The organism is Phenylobacterium sp. (assembly GCF_965229015.1).
Taxonomy (GTDB): Bacteria; Pseudomonadota; Alphaproteobacteria; order Caulobacterales; family Caulobacteraceae; genus Phenylobacterium.
Window position 1 is genome coordinate 996,172 of the sequence record NZ_CBDDIM010000001.1, and the last position, 20,868, is coordinate 1,017,039.

Below are 20,868 nucleotides of genomic sequence, written 5' to 3' on the forward strand. Positions count from 1 at the left end.
AAGGCTCGCCAAACAGGCGTTTTGTTCCAGACATGCGAAGGGGATGGCATGGCCGACATGGCGAAAATGAGCATCGGCTCAAAGACCGTTGAACTCCCGATTCTGAAGGGCGTCGACGGCCCGGCCGTCGTTGATATCCGCAAGCTCTACGCCGAGGCCGACGTCTTCACCTACGACCCCGGCTTCACCTCCACGGCGAGCTGCGAGAGCAAGATCACCTTCATCGACGGGGACGCGGGCGTTTTGCTGCACCGCGGTTATCCGATCGACCAGCTGGCCGAGAAGTCGAGCTTCCTGGAGGTCTGCTACCTGCTGCTGCACGGCGAGCTGCCGAACGCGGCCGAGGCCGAGCAGTTCGAGAAGACCATCACCTACCACACCATGCTGCACGAGCAGTTCGATCGCTTTTTCCAGGGCTTCCGCCGGGATGCTCACCCGATGGCGATCATGGTCGGCGCGGTCGGCGCCCTGTCGGCCTTCTATCATGACAGCACCAACGTCGAGGATCCCGAGCAGCGGATGATCTCGTCGCACCGGCTGATCGCCAAGATGCCGACCATCGCGGCGCGGGCCTTCAAGTACTTCCGTGGCCAGCCCTTCGTGCATCCGCGCAACGACCTGTCCTACGCCGAGAACTTCCTGCGCATGTGCTTCTCGGTCCCGGCCGAGGATTGGGTCCCGAACCCGGTGCTGACGCGGGCCATGGACCGCATCTTCATCCTGCACGCCGACCACGAGCAGAACGCCTCCACCTCGACGGTGCGTCTGGCCGGCTCCTCGGGCGCCAACCCCTTCGCCTGCATCGCGGCCGGCATCGCCTGCCTCTGGGGCCCCAGCCACGGCGGCGCCAACGAAGAGGCGCTGAACATGCTCAAGGAGATCGGCACCGTCGATCGCATCCCCGAATACGTCCAGGGCGTGAAGGACCGCCGCTATCGCCTGATGGGCTTCGGTCACCGGGTCTACAAGAACTACGACCCGCGCGCGACGGTCATGCAGAAGACCTGCCATGAAGTCCTGGCCGAAGTCGGCCACTCCGACGACCCGTTGCTGAAGGTCGCCATGGAGCTGGAGAAGATCGCGCTCTCCGACCCCTACTTCATCGAGCGCAAGCTCTATCCGAACGTCGACTTCTATTCCGGCATCACCCTGCGCGCCCTGGGCTTCCCGCCCGAGATGTTCACCGTGCTGTTCGCCGTGGCCCGCACCGTCGGCTGGATCGCCCAGTGGAAGGAAATGATCGAGGATCCGTTGCAGAAGATCGGCCGTCCGCGCCAAATCTATACCGGCGCCCCGCTCCGCGACTACACGGCGATCGACAAGCGCGGCTAAGGCCCGCCTCCAACGCCAGGACAGATCATCCGCCGCGCCCCAGGCGCGGCGGATTTTCTTTGTCCGGATGGCGCAGTTGGCGACTCCGAGCCGTCAGGCCGGCGTGCGTTCGGCCAGGATCTTGAGGATGGCGTCGGCGGCGGCGTCGGAGGGGTCGGGACCGCCGCGCCCCATGGTCTCCAGGGCGGCGAACTGAGCCGCCACCTGGCGGGCGCGGAGCGCCGGGTCTTCCAGGCGCAGGGCGATCTCGCGGGCCAGGGCCTGGGGCGTGCAATCGTCCTGGATCAGTTCGGGGGCCACGATCTCGCCGGCGGCGATGTTGAACAGGGTGATGGGCCGGCGCACCAGGCGGTTGACCAGGGCGTAGGTCAGCTTGTCGATCCGGTAGCCGATCACCATCGGGCATCCGGCCAGGGCCAGTTCGATGGTCACCGTGCCCGAGCAGGCCATGGCCACGGTGGCGGCCTTCATCGAGTCCAGCTTGGCCTGCTCGCCTTCCACCACATGGGCGCGGCGCGGCCAGCCGGCCACCTGGGCCTTCACCGCCTCGGCGACGGTGGGGGCGGCGGGAATGACGATCTCCAGGTCCGGGCGGCTGGCCTTGAGCAGCAGGGCCGCCTCGGCGAAGGGCGGCAGGACCCGGTTGATCTCGCTGGGCCGGCTGCCGGGCAGGACCAGCAGGATCGGCGCCTCGGGGGCGATCTTGTACTCGGCGCGCAGACGGGCCGGATCGGCGGCGGAGAAGTCGACCTTCAGGGCGGCGTTGCCGACGAAGGTGGTGGGCAGGCCCTCGGCCTCGAAATAGGGGGCGTCGAAGGTGTGGATGGAGAGCAGGTGGTCCACCGAACGGGCCAGGACCTTGGCCCGTCCCCGCCGCCAGGCCCAGACCTGGGGAGCGACGTACTTCACCAGGGGAATGGCGGGGTCGAGCTTGCGCAGGCGGTTGGCGACCCGCAGGCTGAAGGCCCAGGAGTCGATCAGGACCACGACGTCGGGCTTCTCCCGCGCGGCCAGGGCCACGGTCTGGTCCACCAGTTTCATGGCGCGGGGATAGACGGCGAGCGCGTCCACGACGCCGAGGATGGAGAGCTGGGCGATGTCGAACAGGCTTTCGACGCCCTGGGCGGCCATCTGGGCCCCACCGGCGCCGATGAAGCGGACCTTGTCGCCGAGCCGGGCGCGAAGGGACTTGGCCAGCCCCGCGCCACGGTCGTCGCCGGAGGCCTCCGTGGCCACCAGCATCACGCAGAGGGGTTTGGTCATGGCTCGACGCCCACGATGAACAGGCCCAGTTCGTCGGCCATCTCGATCACCGCCTCGCGGTCGAGGACCAGCAGGCGGCCGGCCTCCCCCACGATGCCGGCCAGGCCCGCGGCGGCGGCGCGCTGCACGGTGGCCAGGCCGATGGTGGGCAGGTCGACGCGGGTCTCCTGGATCGGCTTGGGCGCCTTGGCCAGCACGCCACGATAGGCGCCGGGGACCCCGCGGATGGCGGTGGGAATCTCATGGGCGACACGGCGCAGCATGGCGTCGGTGCCCTCCTGGGCCTCCACGGCCAGGACCAGGCCGTCGCAGACCACAGCCCCCTGCCCCACGTCCAGGCGGCCGATCTCCCGGGCCACCAGCAGGGCGCGCTCGATGTCGGCCGTGTGCTCGGGCCCCGGGGCGACCTTGCCCAGCGGTCCCTTGGCCAGGGACAGGTCGCTCTTGGCCTCGTGGGCGCCCTCGATGACGAAGCCCTCCTTGGCGAACTCGTCCAGCACCACCCGCAGCAGGGCGTCGTCGCCATGGCGGGCCGCGGCGATCACCGCCGGCAGCATGGCCAGGCCGCGCAGGTCGGGCTTCAGGGCCTTGAAGTCGGGCCGGCTGACATTGCCCACCAGGCAGACCGCCTGGCACCCGGCGCGCTTGAGCGCCTTGATGGTCTTGCCCACCTCGGCCAGGCCCACGTCGGCGCCGGGGAAGCGGTTCAGCTCAGGTCCGGCGAAGCCCTTGAGGCGGGCGACGAACACCGGGCGGCCTTCCTGTTCGCAATGCTCGGCGATCTCCAGGGGAAGCGTGCCGCCGCCGGCGATCAGGCCCAGCTTGCGCATGGCTGGGACTAGACCTCGCGCTCGGGCAGGCACAGGGGACGGCTGCCGTCGGCGCGGATGAAGTCGATGATCTCCAGCACCTCGTCGCAGCTGGCATAGGTCTCGACGGTGTCGTCCAGGCGCTCCTGGAAGGTGCCTTCGTCGGCGAACAGCATGCGGTAGGCCGCGCGCATGGTGTTGATGGTCTCGCGGCTGAAGCCGCGGCGCTTCAAGCCCACCAGGTTCAGGCCCTCGAGGTGGGCGTGGTTGCCCCAGACCGAGCCGTAGGGGATGACGTCCTTCACCACGGCCGCCAAGCCGCCGATCATCGCGTGGCGCCCGACCCGGGTGTACTGGTGCACGGCCGCCAGGCCGCCGACGATGACATAATCGCCGATCTGGCAGTGACCGCCCAGGGTGGCCTGCTTGGTGAGGATCACGTGGTCGCCGACCTTGCAGTCATGGGCCACGTGGCTTTCGATCATGTAGAAGCCGTCCGAGCCGACGCTGGTGACCCCGCCGCCGCCGACCGTGCCGACGTTCATGGTGGCGTGCTCGCGGATGGTGTTGCGGTCGCCGATCACCAGCTTGGTGGGCTCGCCCTTGTAGGCGGTGTGCTGCGGCGGGCCGCCGAGCATGGCGAAGGGATAGACGGTGTTGTCCTCCCCAAGCTCGGTATGGCCGTCGACGACGATGTGGGAGACGAGCCGGGTGTTGGCGCCCAGCCGGACATTGGGGCCCACGGTGCAGAAGGGGCCGACGACGACGCCTTCCCCCAGTTCGGCGCCGTCGGCGACGATGGCGTTGGGGTGGATCTGGGCGGTCATTGGGTGGCCACCACCATGGCGGCGAACTCGCATTCGGCGGCGACCTTGTCGCCGACCATGGCCTGACCCTGGAACTTGAAGAGGTCGCCGCGGGCGCGGATGACCTTGACGTTCAGGCGCAGGACGTCGCCGGGCCGCACGGGCTGGCGGAAGCGGCCGTTGTCCACCGAGACGAAGAAGATGGTCTTGCCGGCCACGTCCACCTCAAGGGACTTGGACATCAGCACCGCGCCGGTCTGGGCCAGGGCCTCGATGATCAGCACGCCGGGCATGACCGGATAGTCGGGGAAGTGACCCTGGAAGAAGGGCTCGTTGATGGTCACGCACTTGATGCCGACGATGGACTCGCTGGGCTTGTAGTCCTCGCAGCGATCGACCAGCAGGAAGGGATAGCGATGCGGGATACGCTTCACGATCTCGGTGATGTCGATCTCGGTGGGAGATTCGTTGACGGGGGCCTTGCGGCTCATTGATCAGGTTCCTCCCGGCGGCGCTTGGCCGCCGACTTGCTCAGCCAGGCGACTTCGCGCAGCCATTGTCGCATGGGCATGGCCGGATAGCCGCCCACGATCGCGCCCGGCGGGATGTCCCGCAGCACGCCGGACGCGGCGCCCACCTGGGCCCCCTCGCCGATGATGACGTGGTCGGCGACACCGGCGCGCCCGCCGAAGGCCGAGCCGTCGCCGATGGTGACGCTGCCGGAAATCCCGGTGTGGGCGGCCATCACGCAGTTGCGGCCGACGCGGACATTGTGGGCGATCTGCACCAGGTTATCGATCTTGGTGTTCTCCCCCAGGACCGTGTCGTCATAGGCCCCGCGGTCGACGCAGCTGTTGGCGCCGATGGTGACGCCGTCCTGCAGGATGACCCGGCCCAGCTGGGGGATGTCGATGACCCCCTTGGGGCCGGCGGTGGCGCCGAAGCCGGCCTCGCCGATGACCGCGCCGGCCAGGATCTTCACCCGGTCGCCCAGCAGGGCGCAGTGGATGGTGACATTGGGCCCGATCTGGCCGTCTCGGCCGACGGCGACGCCGGGGCCGATGACGGTGTTGGCGCCGATGACGGTGTTGGCGCCGATCTCCGCCCCCGGTCCGATCACCACGCCGGGACCGAGCACGACCCCGGCCTCCAGCTTGGCGTCCCGCGACACCGCCTCGCCCAGGTGGTGGCGCGGCCGGTGCAGGCGCAGGGCGGACATGGCGTAGGCGGCGGTGGGCTGGCGGGTGACCAGGGCCACGCAGCCCTGGGGAACCAGGTCGACGTCGCGGGCCCCCACGAAGCAGGCCGCCGCCCGGGTCTCGGCCAGGTCGGAGGCGAGCTTGCGGTCGGAGAAATAGGTGATGCTGTCGGGGGTGGCCCGCGCCAGGATGGCGACACGCGCCACGCGGGACGCACCGGCCCCCGGGGCCGAAATCTCGGCCCCGGTCAGCTCGGCGAGCTCCGTCAGGGAGACGGGGCCCAGATCTTCGAAAAAGCGCGGGTCAGGCATCAAGCACTCTCAGCTCGACCCGCGCATAGCCCGAGTCGTCCTACTTGCGGACGGGAGCCGCAGCTTGCGGGGCCGCGGCCGGTTGGTCCAGGCGTTCGCGGTCGAAAGCGAACTGGGTGATCTTGGCGTTCAGCGCCGTGGTCATGGTCGGGCTGATATCCATGGCCGGGTTGGCGATGACCAGGGCGTCCCGCTGCAGCAGCACGCTGCACTGACGCTGCTGGTAGACCTGACGGATGATCGGGTCCAGCTCCTGGCCGACGCGGCCAAGCGCCTTCTGCTGGGTGGCCTGCATCTCGCGTTCACGCAGCTGGGCCTTGCGCTGATAGGCGTTGGCCCGGACCTGCAGGTCGGCGGCGGCCTTCTCGAAGGCGCCCTGGTCCATCGAGGCCTTGCGGGCGTCGAGGGCCTTGGCGTCGTTCTGGATGGCGGCTTCCTCGGCCTTCAGCTCGGCGCCGACCTGGGTCGCGATCTGTTGCAGGCGGGTCTGGACGTACTTGCCCACGGTCGAGGAGCCGATGACGCCCTCGATCGACATGACGCAGACGCCCGGAATGGCCGGTCCGTGAGTGATGGCCGGAGCGGCGGCCTGGGCGAAGGCCTGCGAGCTCGCGGTGAGCGAAAGCGCAGCGACACAGGTCGCCGCGACAAGATTTTTGATCGTCATGGGGGTCAGAACTTCGTTGAAGTGGAGAAACGGAAGGTTTCGGTCTTGTCGTAGGCTTCTTTGGCCAAAACTTGGCTGAAGTCGAAGCGGATGGGACCCATCGGAGACTTCCAGAACACCGACAGACCGGCTGTGGCGCGCAACGACAGATCATCGAAGATCAACGGGTCACGCGTTCCGGCAGGATAGGGAAGATTTGTGGCGGGATTAATCGCGCCCGGTTGGTATTCCTTGTCCACATCATCCAGCAGCCCGACGGTGCCGAAGTCGGTGAACAGGGCGGCCTTGATGCCGTACTGCTCGGGCACGAAGGTCGGGATGGTCAGCTCCACCGAGCCGATGGCGTAGGCGCGGCCGCCGAGCGCGTCGCTGCGGGCGAAGTTGGTGTCACGCGGCCCGATGCCCGCGGTCTCGAAGCCGCGGAAGCTGTTGCCGCCCTTATAGGAGCGGTCGTTGATCCGGATGGTGTCGCCGTTCCAGCCGGCGATGTAGCCGCCCTGGCCGGTGACGCTGAGGATGAAGTCCTTGTTGAACCCGTGGTACCAGGCGCCGCTCACGTCGGTGCGGATGTAGTTCACGTCGCCGCCCAGGCCGGCCAAGTCCTGGCTGAGGTCGGCGGAGAAGCCGCGGGTCGGGTTGATCGGGTTGTTGCGGCGATCCAGGTGCAGGCCATAGCCCACCAGGGAGGTCACGAAGGAGCCGCGCTGGGCGCAGAGCGACAGCGACACGATCGGCGAGGCCGGATTGCAGTAGGAGTCGTCGATCTTCACCTCGTCGCTGCGGATCACGTAGCGGGTGGTCATCGACGAGTTGAGGGTGAGCGGGAAGCCGGCCCGCAGGTTCATGCCCAGGGTGCTGGTCTGGTAGGCCGAATAGTCGGTCAGGTCGTAGCGGTAGGAATAGAGGTCCACCCCGGCCCGCAGGTTGCGGCCCAGGAAGCGCGGCTCGGTGAAGGAGAAGTCGAGCTGCTGGCGCAGGGAGCCCACGGAGATGCGGGCCCGGACGTCCTGGCCGCGCCCGCGGAAGTTGCGCTGGGTGATGCCCAGGTCCAGCACGAGTTGGTCGACCGACGAGTAGCCGGCGCTGAAGGAGAGTTCGCCGGTGGGCTGCTCCTCGACCTTCACCTGCAGGTTGGTGCGGTCCGGCGCCGAGCCGGGGATCTCGGTGATGTCGACGTCCTTGAAGAAGCCGAGCGCGCGGATGTTGTTCTTCGACCGGTCCACCAGGGCGCGGTTGTAGGCGTCGCCCTCCACCAGGTTCAGTTCGCGGCGGATCACGTAGTCCAGGGTCTGGCTGTTGCCGACGATGTCGATGCGATCGACATAGACGCGCGGCCCCTCGCGGACCTGGAAGACCACGTCGACGGTCTTGGTCTCCTTGTTGGCCACGTAGCGCGGACGCACGTCCACCGAGGCGAAGCCGGCGGCGCCGGCCGCGAAGGTCAGGGCGTCGGTGGCGTTCTCGATCACCTGGTCCTGATAGAGCTCGCCCGAGTGGATCGGGACCAGCTGGAGCAGCAGGTCCTTGTCCAGCTTCTGAAGTTCGGTCTCCACGGAAATCTTGCCGAACTTGTATTCGGGACCTTCGTCGAGGGTGTAGGTGATGACGAAGCCGTTCTTGTCCGGGGACAGTTCGGCCACCGCCGAGATCACACGGAAGTCGTAGAAGCCGCGGTTGCGGTAGTGCTTGCGCAGCTGCTCCTTGTCGTACTCCAGGCGGTCGGGGTCGTAGTTGGCGTTGGACGAGAAGAACTTGTACCAGCTCGACTGCTCGGTCACGACGACGTCGCGCAGGTCGTTGTCGGAGAATTCCTTGTTGCCGAGGAAGTTGACCCGCAGCACCCCGCTCTTGGGGCCCTCGTCGATCTCGAAGATCAGGTCCACGCGCTTCTGGGGCAGTTCGACGATCTTCGGCGTCACCGTGGCCGAGATGCGGCCCGAGCGGCGATAGAGCTCGACGATGCGCTGGACGTCGGCCTGGACCTTGGCGCGGGTGAAGATGCCGCGCGGACGCACGGTGACCTCGTCGCGCAGCTTCTCTTCCTTCAGGCCGGAATTGCCCTCGAACACCACCTTGTTGATGATCGGGTTCTCCACGACCGTGATGGTCAGGTCGCCGTTCACCAGGTTGATCTTCACGTCCGAGAACAGGTCGGTGCGGAACAGGGCCTTCAGGGCCAGGTCGAGCTTGGCCGGGTCGGCGGTCTCACCGGGCTGGATCGGCAGGTAGGAGAGCACGGTCGACTGCTCGATCCGCTCGTTGCCCTCGACAATGATCCTCTGCACGACGCCGCCCTGTTCGGCGGCCTGGGCCAACGCAAGGCTCGGCAGGGTAAGCGCGGTCGAGCCCAAAAGCAGGGCGAGACCGGAGGCGAGCGCGGCGCTACGGGCGCGGGTTCTTTGCATCGTTTCTGCCGTCAACGGAAAAGGGCGGGTCAGGAAAGCAGACCGCCAAGGATTTTGAACACACGCAGTTGCTGCAGATCGTTCCAGGTCGCGAACAACATCAATCCCAGCAACAGCGCAAGGCCCACGCGATAGCCCACGGCCTGAACCTTGGCCGCGAGAGGCCTGCGGGCCACAGCTTCGTAGGCGTAGAACAGCAGGTGTCCCCCGTCCAGCACGGGCACCGGCAGCAGGTTCATGAAGCCGATCCCCACCGAAAGCACGGCGGCCAAGCCCAAGAGGGCGACGCCCGAGCCGAGGACTTGTGATCCGATGTCGGACGCACCCTCCGCCCCTGTCTGGGCGACCTGACCCGAGACGCGGGCGATTCCCAGCGGACCGCTCAACTGGTTGGCGGACACCTGTCCCGTCACCATTCGGCCGAGATAGTAGACCGTGGTGCTGAGCACCCGCCATGTCCGCTCGACGCCTTTGCCAAGGGCTTTGATCGGATTGTAGCGGACGTGGATATAGTCCTCGCGAGCCTGGGCGGGGACGATCCCAAGGGTGCCCTGCAGCCGTTGCCCGCCCAGGCCGTCCGAGCGCATCTGCAGTTTAGAGGTGGCGGTCAGGGAAACGTCTTCGGTCCCGCGACGCACGATGAAAACCGTGGGTAGATCCACGCGAAGCTGGGCGACTTCAGCGAGATCCACGAAGCTCCTGACTGGACGGCCGTTTGCCTCGGCGATGAGATCGCCCGCCCGAAAACCGGCCTGGGCGGCGGGACTTCCCGGCGTGATAGAAGCGACCTTTGCCGGCAGGAGCATCTCCCCCAGGGCGAAGATCAGGGCGGCGAACAGGACGATTGCGAGGGCGAAATTGGCGATCGGCCCGGCGGCGGCGATCACCGCGCGCTGCCAGATCGGCTTGAAATGGTAGTAGCGCGCCAGGCCCCCCTGCCCTTCGCGGGCCACGATGGACTGGCGCAGGGTCTCCAGGTCGTCCTGGTCGGGCACGCTGGCGACATTCTCGTCGCCGGCGAAGCGCACATAGCCGCCCAGCGGCGCCCAGCCGATCCGCCATTCGACGCCGGACCGGTCGGTCCAGGCGGCGATGGAGCGGCCAAAACCGATGGAGAATCGGTCGACGGCCACGCCGAAGCTCTTGGCCGCCCAGAAGTGTCCCAGCTCGTGGACCGTGACCACCAGGGTCAGGACCAGCACGAAGGGCACGATGTAGGTCACGGCCGTATGGAGGAATTGAAGCATGACGCAGGCTACTCCTTACAGCGCGACCGGCTCGAGCCGGGCCACGACCTCGCCCGCGACGCGGCGCGCCATGGTGTCTGTCGCCTTCGCCGTTTGCAGGACATCGCCGGTGGGTTCCCCCGCGAGGCCCTCGGCCTCAACACGTTGGAGTGTGTCGGCCACGATTGCGGCAATATCGAGAAAGCCTATCCGACGGTCAAGAAATGCGGCCACGGCGACCTCATTGGCGGCGTTCATCACCGCCGGCGCCGCGCCGCCGGCCGCCAGGGCCTCCTTGGCCAGCTGCAGCGCGGGGAATCGCTCGTAGTCGGGCGCCTCGAAGGTGAGCTGGCCGATCTGGGCCAGGTCCAGCCGGGGCGCCGGCCAGGGCAGGCGGTCGGGCCAGGCGAGCGCGCAGGCGATGGGGGTGCGCATGTCCGGCGCCCCGAGCTGGGCCAGGGTGGAGCCGTCGACATATTCCACCATGGAATGGACGATGGACTGCGGATGGACGATCACGTCGACCCGCTCCGGCGGCATGGCGAACAGATAGGCCGCCTCCACCATCTCCAGGCCCTTGTTCATCATGGTGGCCGAGTCGATGGAGATCTTCACCCCCATGTCCCACTTGGGGTGATTGACCGCCTGCTCGACGCTGGCTAGGCGCATCTGCTCCCGCGACCAGCCCCGGAAGGGCCCGCCCGAGGCGGTGAGCACCAGGCGCGAGACGTGCTGGGCGACCATGGGGTCGAAGACCTGGAAGATCGCCGAGTGCTCGGAATCCACCGGGATCACCACGCCGCCGGCCAGCTTGGCGATGCGCAGCAGCTGGGGCCCGGCGCAGACCAGGCTCTCCTTGTTGGCCAGCGCCACGATGGCGCCGGACCGGGCCGCGGCCAGGGTGGGGCCCAGCCCCGCGAAGCCGACAATGGCCGACATCACCCACTGGGCGTCCATGTCCGCGGCCTCGACCACGGCCTGGGCTCCGGCGGCGGTGGCGATTCCGGTTCCGGCCAGGCGATCGCGCAGTTCGGCCAGGCGGCTCTCGTCCTCGATCACGGCGAGCTTCGGGCGCCAGCGGCGCGCCTGCTCGGCCAGGACCTGGACATTCCGGCCGGCCGCCAGGGCGACCATCTCGACCTCCGCCCCGGACTTCTCCAGCAGGTCGAGCGTGGAGACCCCCACCGACCCGGTGCAGCCCAGGACGCTGATGCGGCGCGGCAGGGTCAATGTCCCCACCCCAGGTGGTTGACCAGCCGGGCGATGGCGATCACCACCACGGCGAACAGCAGGCCGTCCACGCGGTCCAGCAGCCCGCCGTGACCGGGGATCAGATCGCCGGAGTCCTTCACGCCGAACCGGCGCTTCAAGGCCGACTCCCAGAGGTCCCCGGCCATGGTCGCCAGGCCCCCCAGCAGGCCCACCAGGGCGCCGGCGGCCATGTTCAGCTCGAAGGCGGGGATGATGGTCATCAAGGCCCCGACCGCCATGGCGAAGACCAGGCCGCCGACGAAGCCCGACCAGGTCTTGTTGGGGGAGAACCGCGGCCAGAGCTTGGGGCCCTTCAGGGCGCTGCCGACGGCGAAGGCGGCGATGTCGGCGGTCCAGGTGATGGCGAACAGCATCAGGGTCCACCACTGGCCCTGGGGCATGGCCCGCAGCCAGACCAGGCAGATGCAGGCGATGCCGATATAGAAGACCCCGAAGGCGGCGTCGGTGGGCCGCTCGGCCACGCCGCGCGCCACCAGGGCCGAGGCTATGCCGCCCAGCAGCAGGCCGGCCCAGGCGAGCCACATGTGGTCGCGATGGGCCAGGAAGACCCCGGCCAGGATCGCCACGGTGACGGCGGTGGAGACCCGCACCGGCGCATAGGGCGCGCTCATGCCGCCCCATTCGATGGACAGCAGGGCGACGGCCACGGCGATCAGCACCAGGAACGGCCAGCCGCCGGCGGCCAGGCCGGTGTCAAACCAGACCGCCGCCAGGGCGGTGGGCACCAGGACGGTGGCTGACGCCACCCGAACGCCCAGATTGGACCAGTTGAAACGCTTAGCCGGCGGCAAGGACATCGTCCGCGACGGCGCCGTACCTGCGCTCGCGCCGGTGGAACTCATCGATCGCCGACTGCAGGTGGTCGGGGGTGAAGTCGGGCCAGAGCACGTCGGGGAAGACGAACTCCGAATAGGCCGACTCCCACAGGAGGAAGTTGGAGAGGCGCTGCTCGCCGCTGGTGCGCACCACCAGGTCCGGCGCCGGCAGGCCACCGGTGGAGAGCCTCTGTTCGAAGGCCTCGTCGGTCACCGCCGCGGCGTCGATCTTGCCGGCCAGGGCGTCGGCCACCAGGGCGCGGGCGGCGTCGACGATGTCGGCGCGGCCGCCATAGTTGAAGGCCACCTGCAGGAAGAAGCGGTCGTTGTGGGCGGTGCGGGTCTCGGCCCGCTCGACGATCTCGGCGACGTCCGGCGGCAGGCCCTCACGGCGGCCGAGGATGCGGACCTTCACCCCCTCGCGGGTCAGTTTCTCGAGGTCGCTGTTCACATAGTGCTTCAGCAGCCGCATCACCTCGGCCACCTCCCCGGCGGGGCGGCGCCAGTTCTCGGTGGAGAAGGCGTAGAGGGTGAGCCAGCGGACGCCGAGGTCCGGGGCGGCCTCCACCACCTTGCGAATCGCCTCCACCCCCTTGGGGTGGCCCAGCTTGCGCGGCAGGCCGCGGCGCTTGGCCCAGCGGCCATTGCCGTCCATGACGATCGCCACGTGCAGCGGCGCGTCCTTTTCGGGCGGCTCTGGGGGAGCGGAGGCCATGCGGTTTTCCGTTTCGTCCTTGGCGGCAGTCTGGACGACTAAACCTGCATGATCTCTTGCTCTTTGATTTTCAAGGCTTCGTCCACGCGCTTGATGGCCTCGTCGGTCATCTTCTGGACCTCGGCCTCCATCCGCTTCTGTTCGTCCTGGTTGATCGTCCCGCCCTTCTCGGCCTTCTTCAGGTCGTCATTGGCGTCGCGGCGAACGTTGCGGACGGCGATCTTCTGCTGTTCGGCATATTTGCCCGCGATCTTGGCCAGGTCCTTGCGGCGCTCCTCGGTGAGCGGCGGAATCGGAATGCGCAGGTTCGTGCCTTCGTTGACCGGGTTGAAGCCGAGGCCCGACGAACGGATCGCCTTCTCCACCGACACCACCATGCCCTTGTCCCAGACACTGACGGTGATCGAACGCGGCTCCGGCACGCTGACGGCGGCCACCTGGTTCAAGGGCACGGTCGAGCCATAGGCCTCCACCATCACCTGATCCAGCAGGCCGGCCGAGGCGCGGCCCGTGCGCAGGCTGGCGAATTCTTCCTTCAAGGCGGAGATCGCCTTGTCCATGCGGTCCCGGTAGCGCGAAAGCACCGGCTTTTCTGCATCGGCCATGGGTGCATCTCCCTAAGTCTAGAGTGGTCGGCGGGTCAGGCGATGGTGGTGAAGACGCCTTGGCCCTTCAGCACCTTCATGAAGTTGCCCCGTTCGCGGATCGAGAACACCACGATCGGTACGTTGTTGTCGCGCATCAGGGCGATGGCCGAGGCGTCCATGACCCGCAGGTCCTGGGCCAGCACGTCCTGGTAGCTGAGGGTCTCGTAGCGCTTGGCGCTCGGATCCTTCTTGGGATCGGCGGTGTAGACCCCATCGACGCTGGTGCCCTTGAAGAGGGCGTCGCAGCCCATCTCCGCGGCGCGCAGGGCCGCGGGCGTGTCGGTGGTGAAGAAGGGGGCGCCGAGGCCGGCGGCGAAGATCACCACCCTGCCCTTCTCCAGGTGCCGCTGGGCCCGCCGGCGGATATAGGGCTCGCAGACCGCCTCCATGGGGATGGCCGACTGGACGCGGGTATAGACGCCGGCCTTCTCCAGGGCGCCCTGGAGGGCGAGCGCGTTCATCACCGTGGCCAGCATGCCCATATAGTCGGCGTTGGCGCGGTCCATGCCCTTGCCGGCCAGGGAGACGCCGCGGAAGATGTTACCGCCGCCCACCACCAGGCAGAGCTCGACGCCGGCGTCGACCACTTCCTTGATGTCCTCGGCCACCGCCTCGATGGTCTTGGTGTCGATGCCGAACATGGCGTCGCCCATCAGGACCTCGCCCGACATCTTCAAGAGGATCTTCTTGTAGCGCGGCTTGGCGTCGGACATGGGGCGCTCTCGAGAATCTTGGGCGTATCTACATAAACCAAGGGCGTGGTGCGCGTCGAACGCACCACGCCCTTGGGCCGTCTTTTTATGGTGGTGGTTTAGGCCTGGCCGGTCATCGACGCCACTTCGGCGGCGAAATCGTCGACCTTCTTCTCCACGCCTTCACCCAGGGCGAAGCGCACGAAGCCCTTCACCGTCACCGGAGCGCCGAGTTCCTTGCCGGTCTCGGCCAGCAGGCCCTCGATGGTCTGGTCCGGGTTCATGACGAAGGGCTGCTTCAGCAGCACCACTTCTTCCTGCCACTTGCGGATCCGGCCCTCGATCATCTTCTCGACGACGCCGATGGGCTTGCCCGATTCCAGAGCCTGGTCGGTGAGGAACTTCTTTTCCTTCTCGACGGCGGCGGGATCGAGGTCGGCCTCGGTGAGCGCCAGCGGCGGGGTCGGGGTGCCGGCCACGTGCAGGGCGATCTTGCGGCCCACATCCTTCAGCACCGCCTGGTCGCCGGCGCCTTCCAGCGCGACGAGCACGCCAAGGCGACCGACGCCGTCGCCCTGCGCATTGTGCAGGTAGAGGGCCACGGCGCCTTGCGACACGGTCAGACGCGCCGAGCGACGCAGGCGCATGTTCTCGCCGATGGTGGCGATCAGGTTGGTGATCACGTCACCCACCACTTCGCCCGTCGAGGTCTTGGCCGCGGAGATGGCGTCGACGTCGCCGTCGATGCCAAGCGCCACGGTCGCGCACTCGCGCGCCGCGTCCTGGAACTTGTCGTTCTTGGACACGAAGTCGGTCTCGGCGTTCAGCTCGATCAGGACGCCGGTCTTGCCGTCGTCGCTGAGCTTGCCGGCCACGAGGCCCTCGGCCGCGGCGCGGTCGGACTTCTTGGCGGCCTTGGAAAGGCCCTTGGTGCGCAGCCAGTCGATGGAGGCTTCGACGTCGCCGCCGTTTTCCTGCAAGGCCTTCTTGCAGTCCATCATGCCCGCGCCGGATTTCTCGCGCAGGTCCTTGACCAGCGCAGCGGTGATTTCCGCCATGGTGAGCTCCTTCAGATCAATTGGGTCGGCGGAGCCCATCTAGGACCCCGCCATGTCGTAGTCGTGTCGGCGACGCCGGAGGGCGTCCTCCGGCTTACTCTTGGGTCGCGGTCGGTTCAGCCGCCGGGGCTTCCGCCGCGGTGGTCTCCGGTTCGGCCGCGGCCGGGGCGACCTCGGCCGGGGCCGGTTCAGCCGCCACGGGCGCGGGGGCGGCGACCGGGGCCGGAGCGGCCGCCGGGGCGGCCATCTCGGCTTCGGTCACGACCGGTTCCGGGGTCAGCTCACGGGCGAGCGTCGGCTCGATCGGGGCGATGGAGGCGCCCAGGTCGACACCGGCGGCCGATTGGCCGGCGGCCAGGCCGTCGAGGATCGAGTCGGCCATCAGGTCGCAATAGAGCTGGATGGCGCGCGCGGCGTCGTCGTTGCCCGGGATCGGATAGGTGATGCCGTCCGGATCGCAGTTGGTGTCGAGGATGGCGATGACCGGGATGTTCAGCTTGCGGGCTTCCAGGATCGCGATCGCTTCCTTGTTGGTGTCGATCACGAACATGATGTCGGGAATGCCGCCCATGTCCTTGATGCCGCCGAGGGACAGCTCGAGCTTGTCGCGTTCGCGCGTCAGCTTCAGCAGTTCCTTCTTGGCCCGGCCTTGGGCGCCGCCTTCCAGCAGGCCTTCCAGCTCGCGCAGGCGGGCGATGGAGCCCGAGACGGTGCGCCAGTTGGTGAGCGTGCCGCCCAGCCAGCGGTGGTTCACATAGTACTGGGCGCTGCGCTTGGCGGCGGTGGCCACCGGATCGGAGGCCTGACGCTTGGTGCCGACGAACAGCACGCGGCCACCGCCGGCGGCGATTTCGCGCACCTTCACCAGGGCTTGGTGCAGGAGGGGGATCGACTGGGAGAGGTCGATGATGTGGATGTTGGAGCGGCTACCAAAGATGTAGCGGTCCATCTTCGGATTCCAGCGGTGGGTCTGGTGGCCGAAGTGGGCGCCAGCTTCCAGGAGCTGACGCATGGAGAAGTCGGGAAGCGCCATATGTATGGTCCTCTTTTTCCGGTTAGCCTCCGCAGACAAACCCTCCTGATGGAGGACCGGAATGGAAACCGGCGGGATGTCTCCCCGCCAACCGCCAAACGCCTGCGTGTGGAATGGGCGCGGATGTAGGGCGTAACGCCGGAAAAGGCAATAGCCAGCGGCGGTTGACGCCTGACGCGGCCTAGAGATCCTCGACGAAGACCACGCCGGGAGAGGTCTTGAGCGCGCCGCGCACGGCGTTGTCCAGGGTGAAGCGGCCGGGCAGCTTGACCTCCACCTCGCGGCCGCCCTCGATGGCCGCCACCAGGATCACCTCGCCGCCGCGGGTGTTGACCGAACCTTCGAGGCGCTTCTTCAGGGCCTCGATCTCGGCGCTTCGGGGGGCGAGGTGGACGCGAAGCCCGGCCACGGCGTTCTCGATGGCCCGGTCGATGGGCTCGCAGCCGTCGCCGAAGAAGCGCACCTCGCCGTCGCGGGCCTTGGCGCGGATGCGCAGGCCGACGCACTTGCCGGGCTCCAGCAGTTCGCGGGCGTTGCGCAGGGATTCCGGCGGGAACAGCACCTCGAACTCGCCGGTGGGGTCGGAGAAGGTGACGAAGGCGAACTTCTCGCCGCTGGAGGCCGAGGCCCGCTCCTGCTTGCGGCGCACGACGCCGGCCATGCGGAAGGCCTCGGCGCCGGCGATGGCCTTGGGCAGGACATCGGCCAGCAGGTCGACGCGCTTGCGGCGCAGGGCGGGCACCATGTCGTCCATGGGGTGGCCTGACAGATAGAAGCCGACGGCGGCCAGCTCCTCGTCCAGGCGCTGGGTGGAGGACCAGGTGTCGGCCTTGGGCAGGCGGGGCCGCTGGGCCTCCACCTGGTCGCCGCCGAACAGCGACCCTTGCGAGGAGGCGCGCTCGGCGGCCACCGACTGGCCGTAGCCCACCAGGACGTCGGCGGCGGCGAAGATCTGGGCGCGGTTGGCGTGGATGGTGTCGAAGGCGCCGGCCCGGGCCAGGGTCTCGAAGGCGCGCTTGTTGACCTGCTTGGGATCGACCCGCTCGACGAAGTCGAAGATGTCCTTGAAGGGCCCGCCCTCGGCGCGGACGGCGACGACGTGCTCCATGGCCTGCAGGCCGACATTGCGGATGCCGCCCAGGGCGTAGACCACCTCGCCGGCCTCGACGTCGAAGTCGGCGGCGGAGTGGTTGACGTCCGGGGCGCGGATCTTGACCCCGAACTTCTTGGCGTCCTGGTAGAAGACCGCCAGCTTGTCGGTGTTGGAGATGTCGAGGCTCATCGAGGCCGCGAAGAACTCCGCCGGCGCATTGGCCTTCAACCAGCCGGTTTGATACGAAATCAGGGCGTAGGCGGCCGCGTGGCTCTTGTTGAAGCCGTAGCCCGCGAACTTGTCCACCAGGTCGAAGATGCCCCCCGACTGCTCGGCGGAGACGCCCTTTTCGGCCGCGCCGGAAATGAAGCGCGCCCGCTGCTGCTCCATCTCCTCCTTCTTCTTCTTGCCCATGGCCCGGCGCAGCAGGTCGGCTTCGCCCAGCGAATAGCCCGCCAGGATCTGGGCGATCTGCATCACCTGTTCCTGATAGACGATGACGCCGTAGGTCTCCTTCAGCACCACTTCGAGAGAAGGGTGAAGGTAATCAACGGGTTTGCGGCCGAACTTGCAGTCGATGAACAACGGAATGTTGTCCATGGGCCCGGGCCGGTACAGCGCGCCGACGGCGGTGACGTCCTCGATGGAGTTGGGGCGCAGCTGGCGCAGGGTGTCGCGCATGCCCTGGCCTTCCAGCTGGAACACGCCGACCGTCTGGGCCGCGCTCATCAGCTCGTAGGTCTTGGCGTCGTCCAGAGGCAGGGTGGCGATGTCGATGCGGGCGCCGCGCTTGTCGAGATATTTCAGCGCCCGGTCGATGACGGTCAGGGTCTTCAGGCCCAGGAAGTCGAACTTCACCAGGCCCGCGCTCTCCACCCACTTCATGTTGAACTGGGTGGCGGGCAGGTCCGAGCGCGGATCGCGGTAGAGGGGGGTCAGCTCGGTGAGCGGACGGTCGGAGATCACCACGCCTGCGGCATGGGTCGAGGCGTTGCGATAGAGGCCCTCGAGCTGGAGGGCGGTCTCCAGCAGCTGGGCCACAGCCTCGTCGTCGTCCTTGGCCTGGCGCAGGCGCGGCTCGATCTCGATGGCGCGGGCCAGCGTCACCGGATTGGCGGGGTTGGCCGGAACCATCTTGGCCAGGCGGTCCACCTGGCCCAGGGGGAGTTGCAGCACCCGGCCGACGTCGCGCAGCACGGCGCGGGCCTGCAGGGTGCCGAAGGTGATGATCTGGGCGACGCGATCGCGGCCGTAGCGCTGCTGGACGTAGGAGATCACCTCCTCCCGCCGCTCCTGGCAGAAGTCGATGTCGAAGTCGGGCATGGAGACCCGCTCGGGGTTCAGGAACCGCTCGAACAGCAGGCCGTAGCGCAGGGGATCGAGGCCGGTGATCAGCAGGGACCAGGCCACCAGCGAACCCGCGCCGGAGCCCCGTCCCGGCCCGACGGGAATGTCATGGGCCACGGCCCACTTCATGAAATCCGACACGATCAGGAAGTAGCCGGGGAAGCCCATGGCCTGGATGACGCCGATCTCGCGCTCCAGCCGGTCCCAGTAGTCCTGCTCGGTCCCGGAGAGGATGTGGCCCTCCAGCCGCCTGCGCAGCCCTTCGCGGGCCTGCTCGGCCAGCTCCTCGGCCTCGGTGCGGCCGGCCACGGTGGGGAAGCGCGGCAGGATGGGGTCGCGCTTCTTGACCATGAAGGCGCAGCGCCGGGCGATATCGAGGGTGTTGTCGCAGGCCTCCGGCAGGTCGGCGAACAGCTTGCGCATGTCCTCGGCCGGCTTGAACCAGTGCTCCGGCGTCACCCGGCGGCGGTCCTCCTGGCTGATGAAGGCGCCGTCGGCGATGCACAGCAGGGCCTCGTGGGCGGTGTAGAGCTCGGCCGGGCCGAAATAGACGTCGTTGGTGGCCACCAGGGGGATGTCGAACTCGTAGGCATAGGCCACCAGCTCGGGCTCGGCGGCGGCCTGGGCGGCCATGCCGTGGCGCTGCAGCTCGATATAAAAGCGGTCGCCGAACACGCGGTGCATCTCGGCGAGCGCCGCCTGGCCCTCGGCGGTCTTGCCCGAGGCCATCAGGGGATCGACGGGACCGTCGACGCCCCCCGACAGCAGGATCAGCCCCTCGGCCCGCTCGACGACGGCGCTCCAGGGGACCTGGGGCTCGTCGGTGGGCTCGATGTCCAGATAGGCCATCGAGGACAGTTCGGAGAGGTGCAGATAGCCCTGCTCGCTCTGGGCCAGCAGGACGATGGTGGGGATCTTGGCCCAACGCTCCGGCGGCCCCTCGCCGATGCCGCGCACCGGCAGGGCGACGCCGACGATGGGCTGGACCCCGGTCTCCTTGGTGGCGACGGAGAACTCGAGCGCCCCGAAGAGGTTGGCCCGGTCGGTGAGCGCCACGGCCGGCATGTGGGCCTTGGCCGCCAGCTTGCCGACCGCGTCGGCCTTGATGGCGCCCTCCAGCAGCGAATAGGCCGAGCGCACCCGCAGATGGACGAAACCGCCGTCTCCGCCCTGCCCGCTCACGCCGTCCTCCACTCTCAGATTGTCGGCCTCAGGCGGCCAGTTGGGCGACCAGACACATCATCACGACAAACCCCGCCACCGACACAAAGGCCAGCGATTCCCGCGCCAGACGAACAACCATAACGCCCCTCCTGTGAATGTTCCGGGTATGTTCCTATTCTGGTTTTGTTCTCATGACAAGGGGTGGATCTCAAGGACATCGCAGCGGGAAATAGCCCCCCGAGGGGTGGGAGGCCGCGCCGACCCTGGGCTAAGCTCAGCCATGAAGCCCGCCGTGCCTATCGGAGCCAGGATGCCCCCTATGACCTCGCACCTCATCGCCCTCCTCGCCGCCATCGCCTTGGCGGGCTGCCAGGCCAGGACGAGTTCGACGGCGCCCGTTGCGAAGGACAGGCCGGCGATGGAGAGAGCTCAAGCCGCCCCAGCCTCCGACGGCGCGCGGGAACGGGCGGTCGGTGAGCTGCGCGGGGTCGGCGAAGTCACGGCCGTGGAGGACGGCGGCTACCCCATGTATGTCGTCACCATCGTGTTCCAATCGGGCCAGCCCGGCCACGACCTGACCGCCAATGCCGAGGACCTGGGCCTCGGGGCTGGCGGCCTTGAGGCCCTGAAGGGCAAGAGAGTCGCCGTCGGCTACACGCGCGAGGACGAGCCGGCTTTGCGGGACATCCGGCTCAAGGGCGTCTCGGTGCTTGGGGATGAGGCGCCGGCGTCTGTCTCGGGCCTATTGAAGATCAGCGGCCGGCTGAGCGGCGCGGGCGAGGTCAGCGACGGCGACCTGCCGGACACGGTCACGGTGACTCCCGCGGCCGGAAAGCCGATGACCTTCGAGGCCTTCGTCTCTGAGGGCATGACAAAGGCCGACGGGCAGCAGGTGACGGTCTTCTACGACACCCGCCCCGTGAACCGGATCACCTCCGTGAAGACCAACTGAGGCCCGCCCCCCCCTCTCGCGGCCGAATAGGGCGCGCCGGAGGACGGCGAGGAGGACCGGTG

Annotated in this window: 19 protein-coding genes; 2 read left to right on the forward strand and 17 right to left on the reverse strand. The window is 68.1% G+C overall.

All coding sequences use genetic code 11. The annotated features are described in order from the left end of the window. Nucleotides 1-48 precede the first annotated feature (48 nt). Nucleotides 49-1,332: a citrate synthase gene (gltA, locus tag ACO06I_RS04970; RefSeq protein WP_421931492.1), complete on the forward strand. Its 1,284-nt coding sequence runs from the start codon at nt 49-51 to the stop codon at nt 1,330-1,332. 93 nt (nt 1,333-1,425) lie between these two features. On the opposite strand, the gene lpxB is transcribed toward gltA, so the two are convergent. From lpxB to sidA, 17 genes are all read right to left on the reverse strand, one after another. Further along, nucleotides 1,426-2,595 carry a lipid-A-disaccharide synthase gene (gene lpxB, locus ACO06I_RS04975; protein ID WP_421931493.1) on the reverse strand — a complete coding sequence of 390 codons (1,170 nt, stop codon included), beginning with the start codon at nt 2,593-2,595 and terminating at the stop codon, nt 1,426-1,428. Then, nucleotides 2,592-3,425 (reverse strand): UDP-2,3-diacylglucosamine diphosphatase, encoded by an 834-nt coding sequence (lpxI, locus tag ACO06I_RS04980; RefSeq protein ID WP_421931494.1) that lies wholly within the window; start codon nt 3,423-3,425, stop codon nt 2,592-2,594. Before lpxI ends, lpxB begins: the two co-directional genes overlap by 4 nt. Nucleotides 3,426-3,433: 8 nt before the next feature. After that, nucleotides 3,434-4,231, reverse strand: coding sequence for an acyl-ACP--UDP-N-acetylglucosamine O-acyltransferase (gene lpxA, locus ACO06I_RS04985; RefSeq protein ID WP_421931495.1), 798 nt, complete (start codon nt 4,229-4,231; stop codon nt 3,434-3,436). Next, nucleotides 4,228-4,701 (reverse strand): 3-hydroxyacyl-ACP dehydratase FabZ, encoded by a 474-nt coding sequence (fabZ, locus tag ACO06I_RS04990; protein ID WP_293493195.1) that lies wholly within the window; start codon nt 4,699-4,701, stop codon nt 4,228-4,230. Before fabZ ends, lpxA begins: the two co-directional genes overlap by 4 nt. After that, nucleotides 4,698-5,720 carry a UDP-3-O-(3-hydroxymyristoyl)glucosamine N-acyltransferase gene (gene lpxD, locus ACO06I_RS04995; protein ID WP_421931496.1) on the reverse strand — a complete coding sequence of 341 codons (1,023 nt, stop codon included), beginning with the start codon at nt 5,718-5,720 and terminating at the stop codon, nt 4,698-4,700. The genes fabZ and lpxD overlap by 4 nt, the downstream gene beginning before the upstream one ends. 40 nt (nt 5,721-5,760) lie before the next feature. Further along, nucleotides 5,761-6,387: an OmpH family outer membrane protein gene (locus ACO06I_RS05000; protein WP_421931497.1), complete on the reverse strand. Its 627-nt coding sequence runs from the start codon at nt 6,385-6,387 to the stop codon at nt 5,761-5,763. A gap of 5 nt (nt 6,388-6,392) precedes the next feature. After that, entirely contained in the window at nt 6,393-8,792 is a 2,400-nt protein-coding gene (bamA, locus tag ACO06I_RS05005) for an outer membrane protein assembly factor BamA (protein ID WP_421931498.1), read from the reverse strand. A 29-nt stretch (nt 8,793-8,821) separates the two neighbouring features. After that, nucleotides 8,822-10,039, reverse strand: a complete 1,218-nt coding sequence (gene rseP / locus ACO06I_RS05010; protein WP_421931499.1) for an RIP metalloprotease RseP — start codon at nt 10,037-10,039, stop codon at nt 8,822-8,824. Between the two features lie 15 nt (nt 10,040-10,054). Continuing rightward, nucleotides 10,055-11,257: a 1-deoxy-D-xylulose-5-phosphate reductoisomerase gene (gene dxr / locus ACO06I_RS05015; RefSeq protein ID WP_421931500.1), complete on the reverse strand. Its 1,203-nt coding sequence runs from the start codon at nt 11,255-11,257 to the stop codon at nt 10,055-10,057. Further along, nucleotides 11,245-12,087: a phosphatidate cytidylyltransferase gene (locus tag ACO06I_RS05020; RefSeq protein ID WP_421931501.1), complete on the reverse strand. Its 843-nt coding sequence runs from the start codon at nt 12,085-12,087 to the stop codon at nt 11,245-11,247. The genes dxr and ACO06I_RS05020 overlap by 13 nt, the downstream gene beginning before the upstream one ends. Next, nucleotides 12,068-12,820, reverse strand: a complete 753-nt coding sequence (locus ACO06I_RS05025) for an isoprenyl transferase (RefSeq protein WP_421931502.1) — start codon at nt 12,818-12,820, stop codon at nt 12,068-12,070. The genes ACO06I_RS05020 and ACO06I_RS05025 overlap by 20 nt, the downstream gene beginning before the upstream one ends. 38 nt (nt 12,821-12,858) lie before the next feature. Continuing rightward, nucleotides 12,859-13,425 (reverse strand): ribosome recycling factor, encoded by a 567-nt coding sequence (frr, locus tag ACO06I_RS05030; RefSeq protein WP_421931503.1) that lies wholly within the window; start codon nt 13,423-13,425, stop codon nt 12,859-12,861. A gap of 35 nt (nt 13,426-13,460) precedes the next feature. Continuing rightward, nucleotides 13,461-14,180 carry a UMP kinase gene (gene pyrH, locus ACO06I_RS05035; RefSeq protein ID WP_421931504.1) on the reverse strand — a complete coding sequence of 240 codons (720 nt, stop codon included), beginning with the start codon at nt 14,178-14,180 and terminating at the stop codon, nt 13,461-13,463. A 98-nt stretch (nt 14,181-14,278) separates the two neighbouring features. Next, entirely contained in the window at nt 14,279-15,217 is a 939-nt protein-coding gene (gene tsf / locus ACO06I_RS05040) for a translation elongation factor Ts (protein WP_421931505.1), read from the reverse strand. A 94-nt stretch (nt 15,218-15,311) separates the two neighbouring features. Continuing rightward, nucleotides 15,312-16,250, reverse strand: coding sequence for a 30S ribosomal protein S2 (gene rpsB / locus ACO06I_RS05045; RefSeq protein ID WP_421931506.1), 939 nt, complete (start codon nt 16,248-16,250; stop codon nt 15,312-15,314). A gap of 181 nt (nt 16,251-16,431) precedes the next feature. Further along, nucleotides 16,432-19,872 (reverse strand): DNA polymerase III subunit alpha, encoded by a 3,441-nt coding sequence (gene dnaE, locus ACO06I_RS05050; RefSeq protein ID WP_421931507.1) that lies wholly within the window; start codon nt 19,870-19,872, stop codon nt 16,432-16,434. Nucleotides 19,873-19,900: 28 nt separating this feature from the next. Beyond that, nucleotides 19,901-19,993: a cell division inhibitor SidA gene (gene sidA, locus ACO06I_RS05055; RefSeq protein WP_421931508.1), complete on the reverse strand. Its 93-nt coding sequence runs from the start codon at nt 19,991-19,993 to the stop codon at nt 19,901-19,903. Between the two features lie 180 nt (nt 19,994-20,173). On the opposite strand from sidA, the gene ACO06I_RS05060 reads away from it, so the two are divergent. Then, nucleotides 20,174-20,806, forward strand: a complete 633-nt coding sequence (locus ACO06I_RS05060) for a hypothetical protein (protein WP_421931509.1) — start codon at nt 20,174-20,176, stop codon at nt 20,804-20,806. The last annotated feature ends 62 nt before the right edge of the window (nt 20,807-20,868 follow it).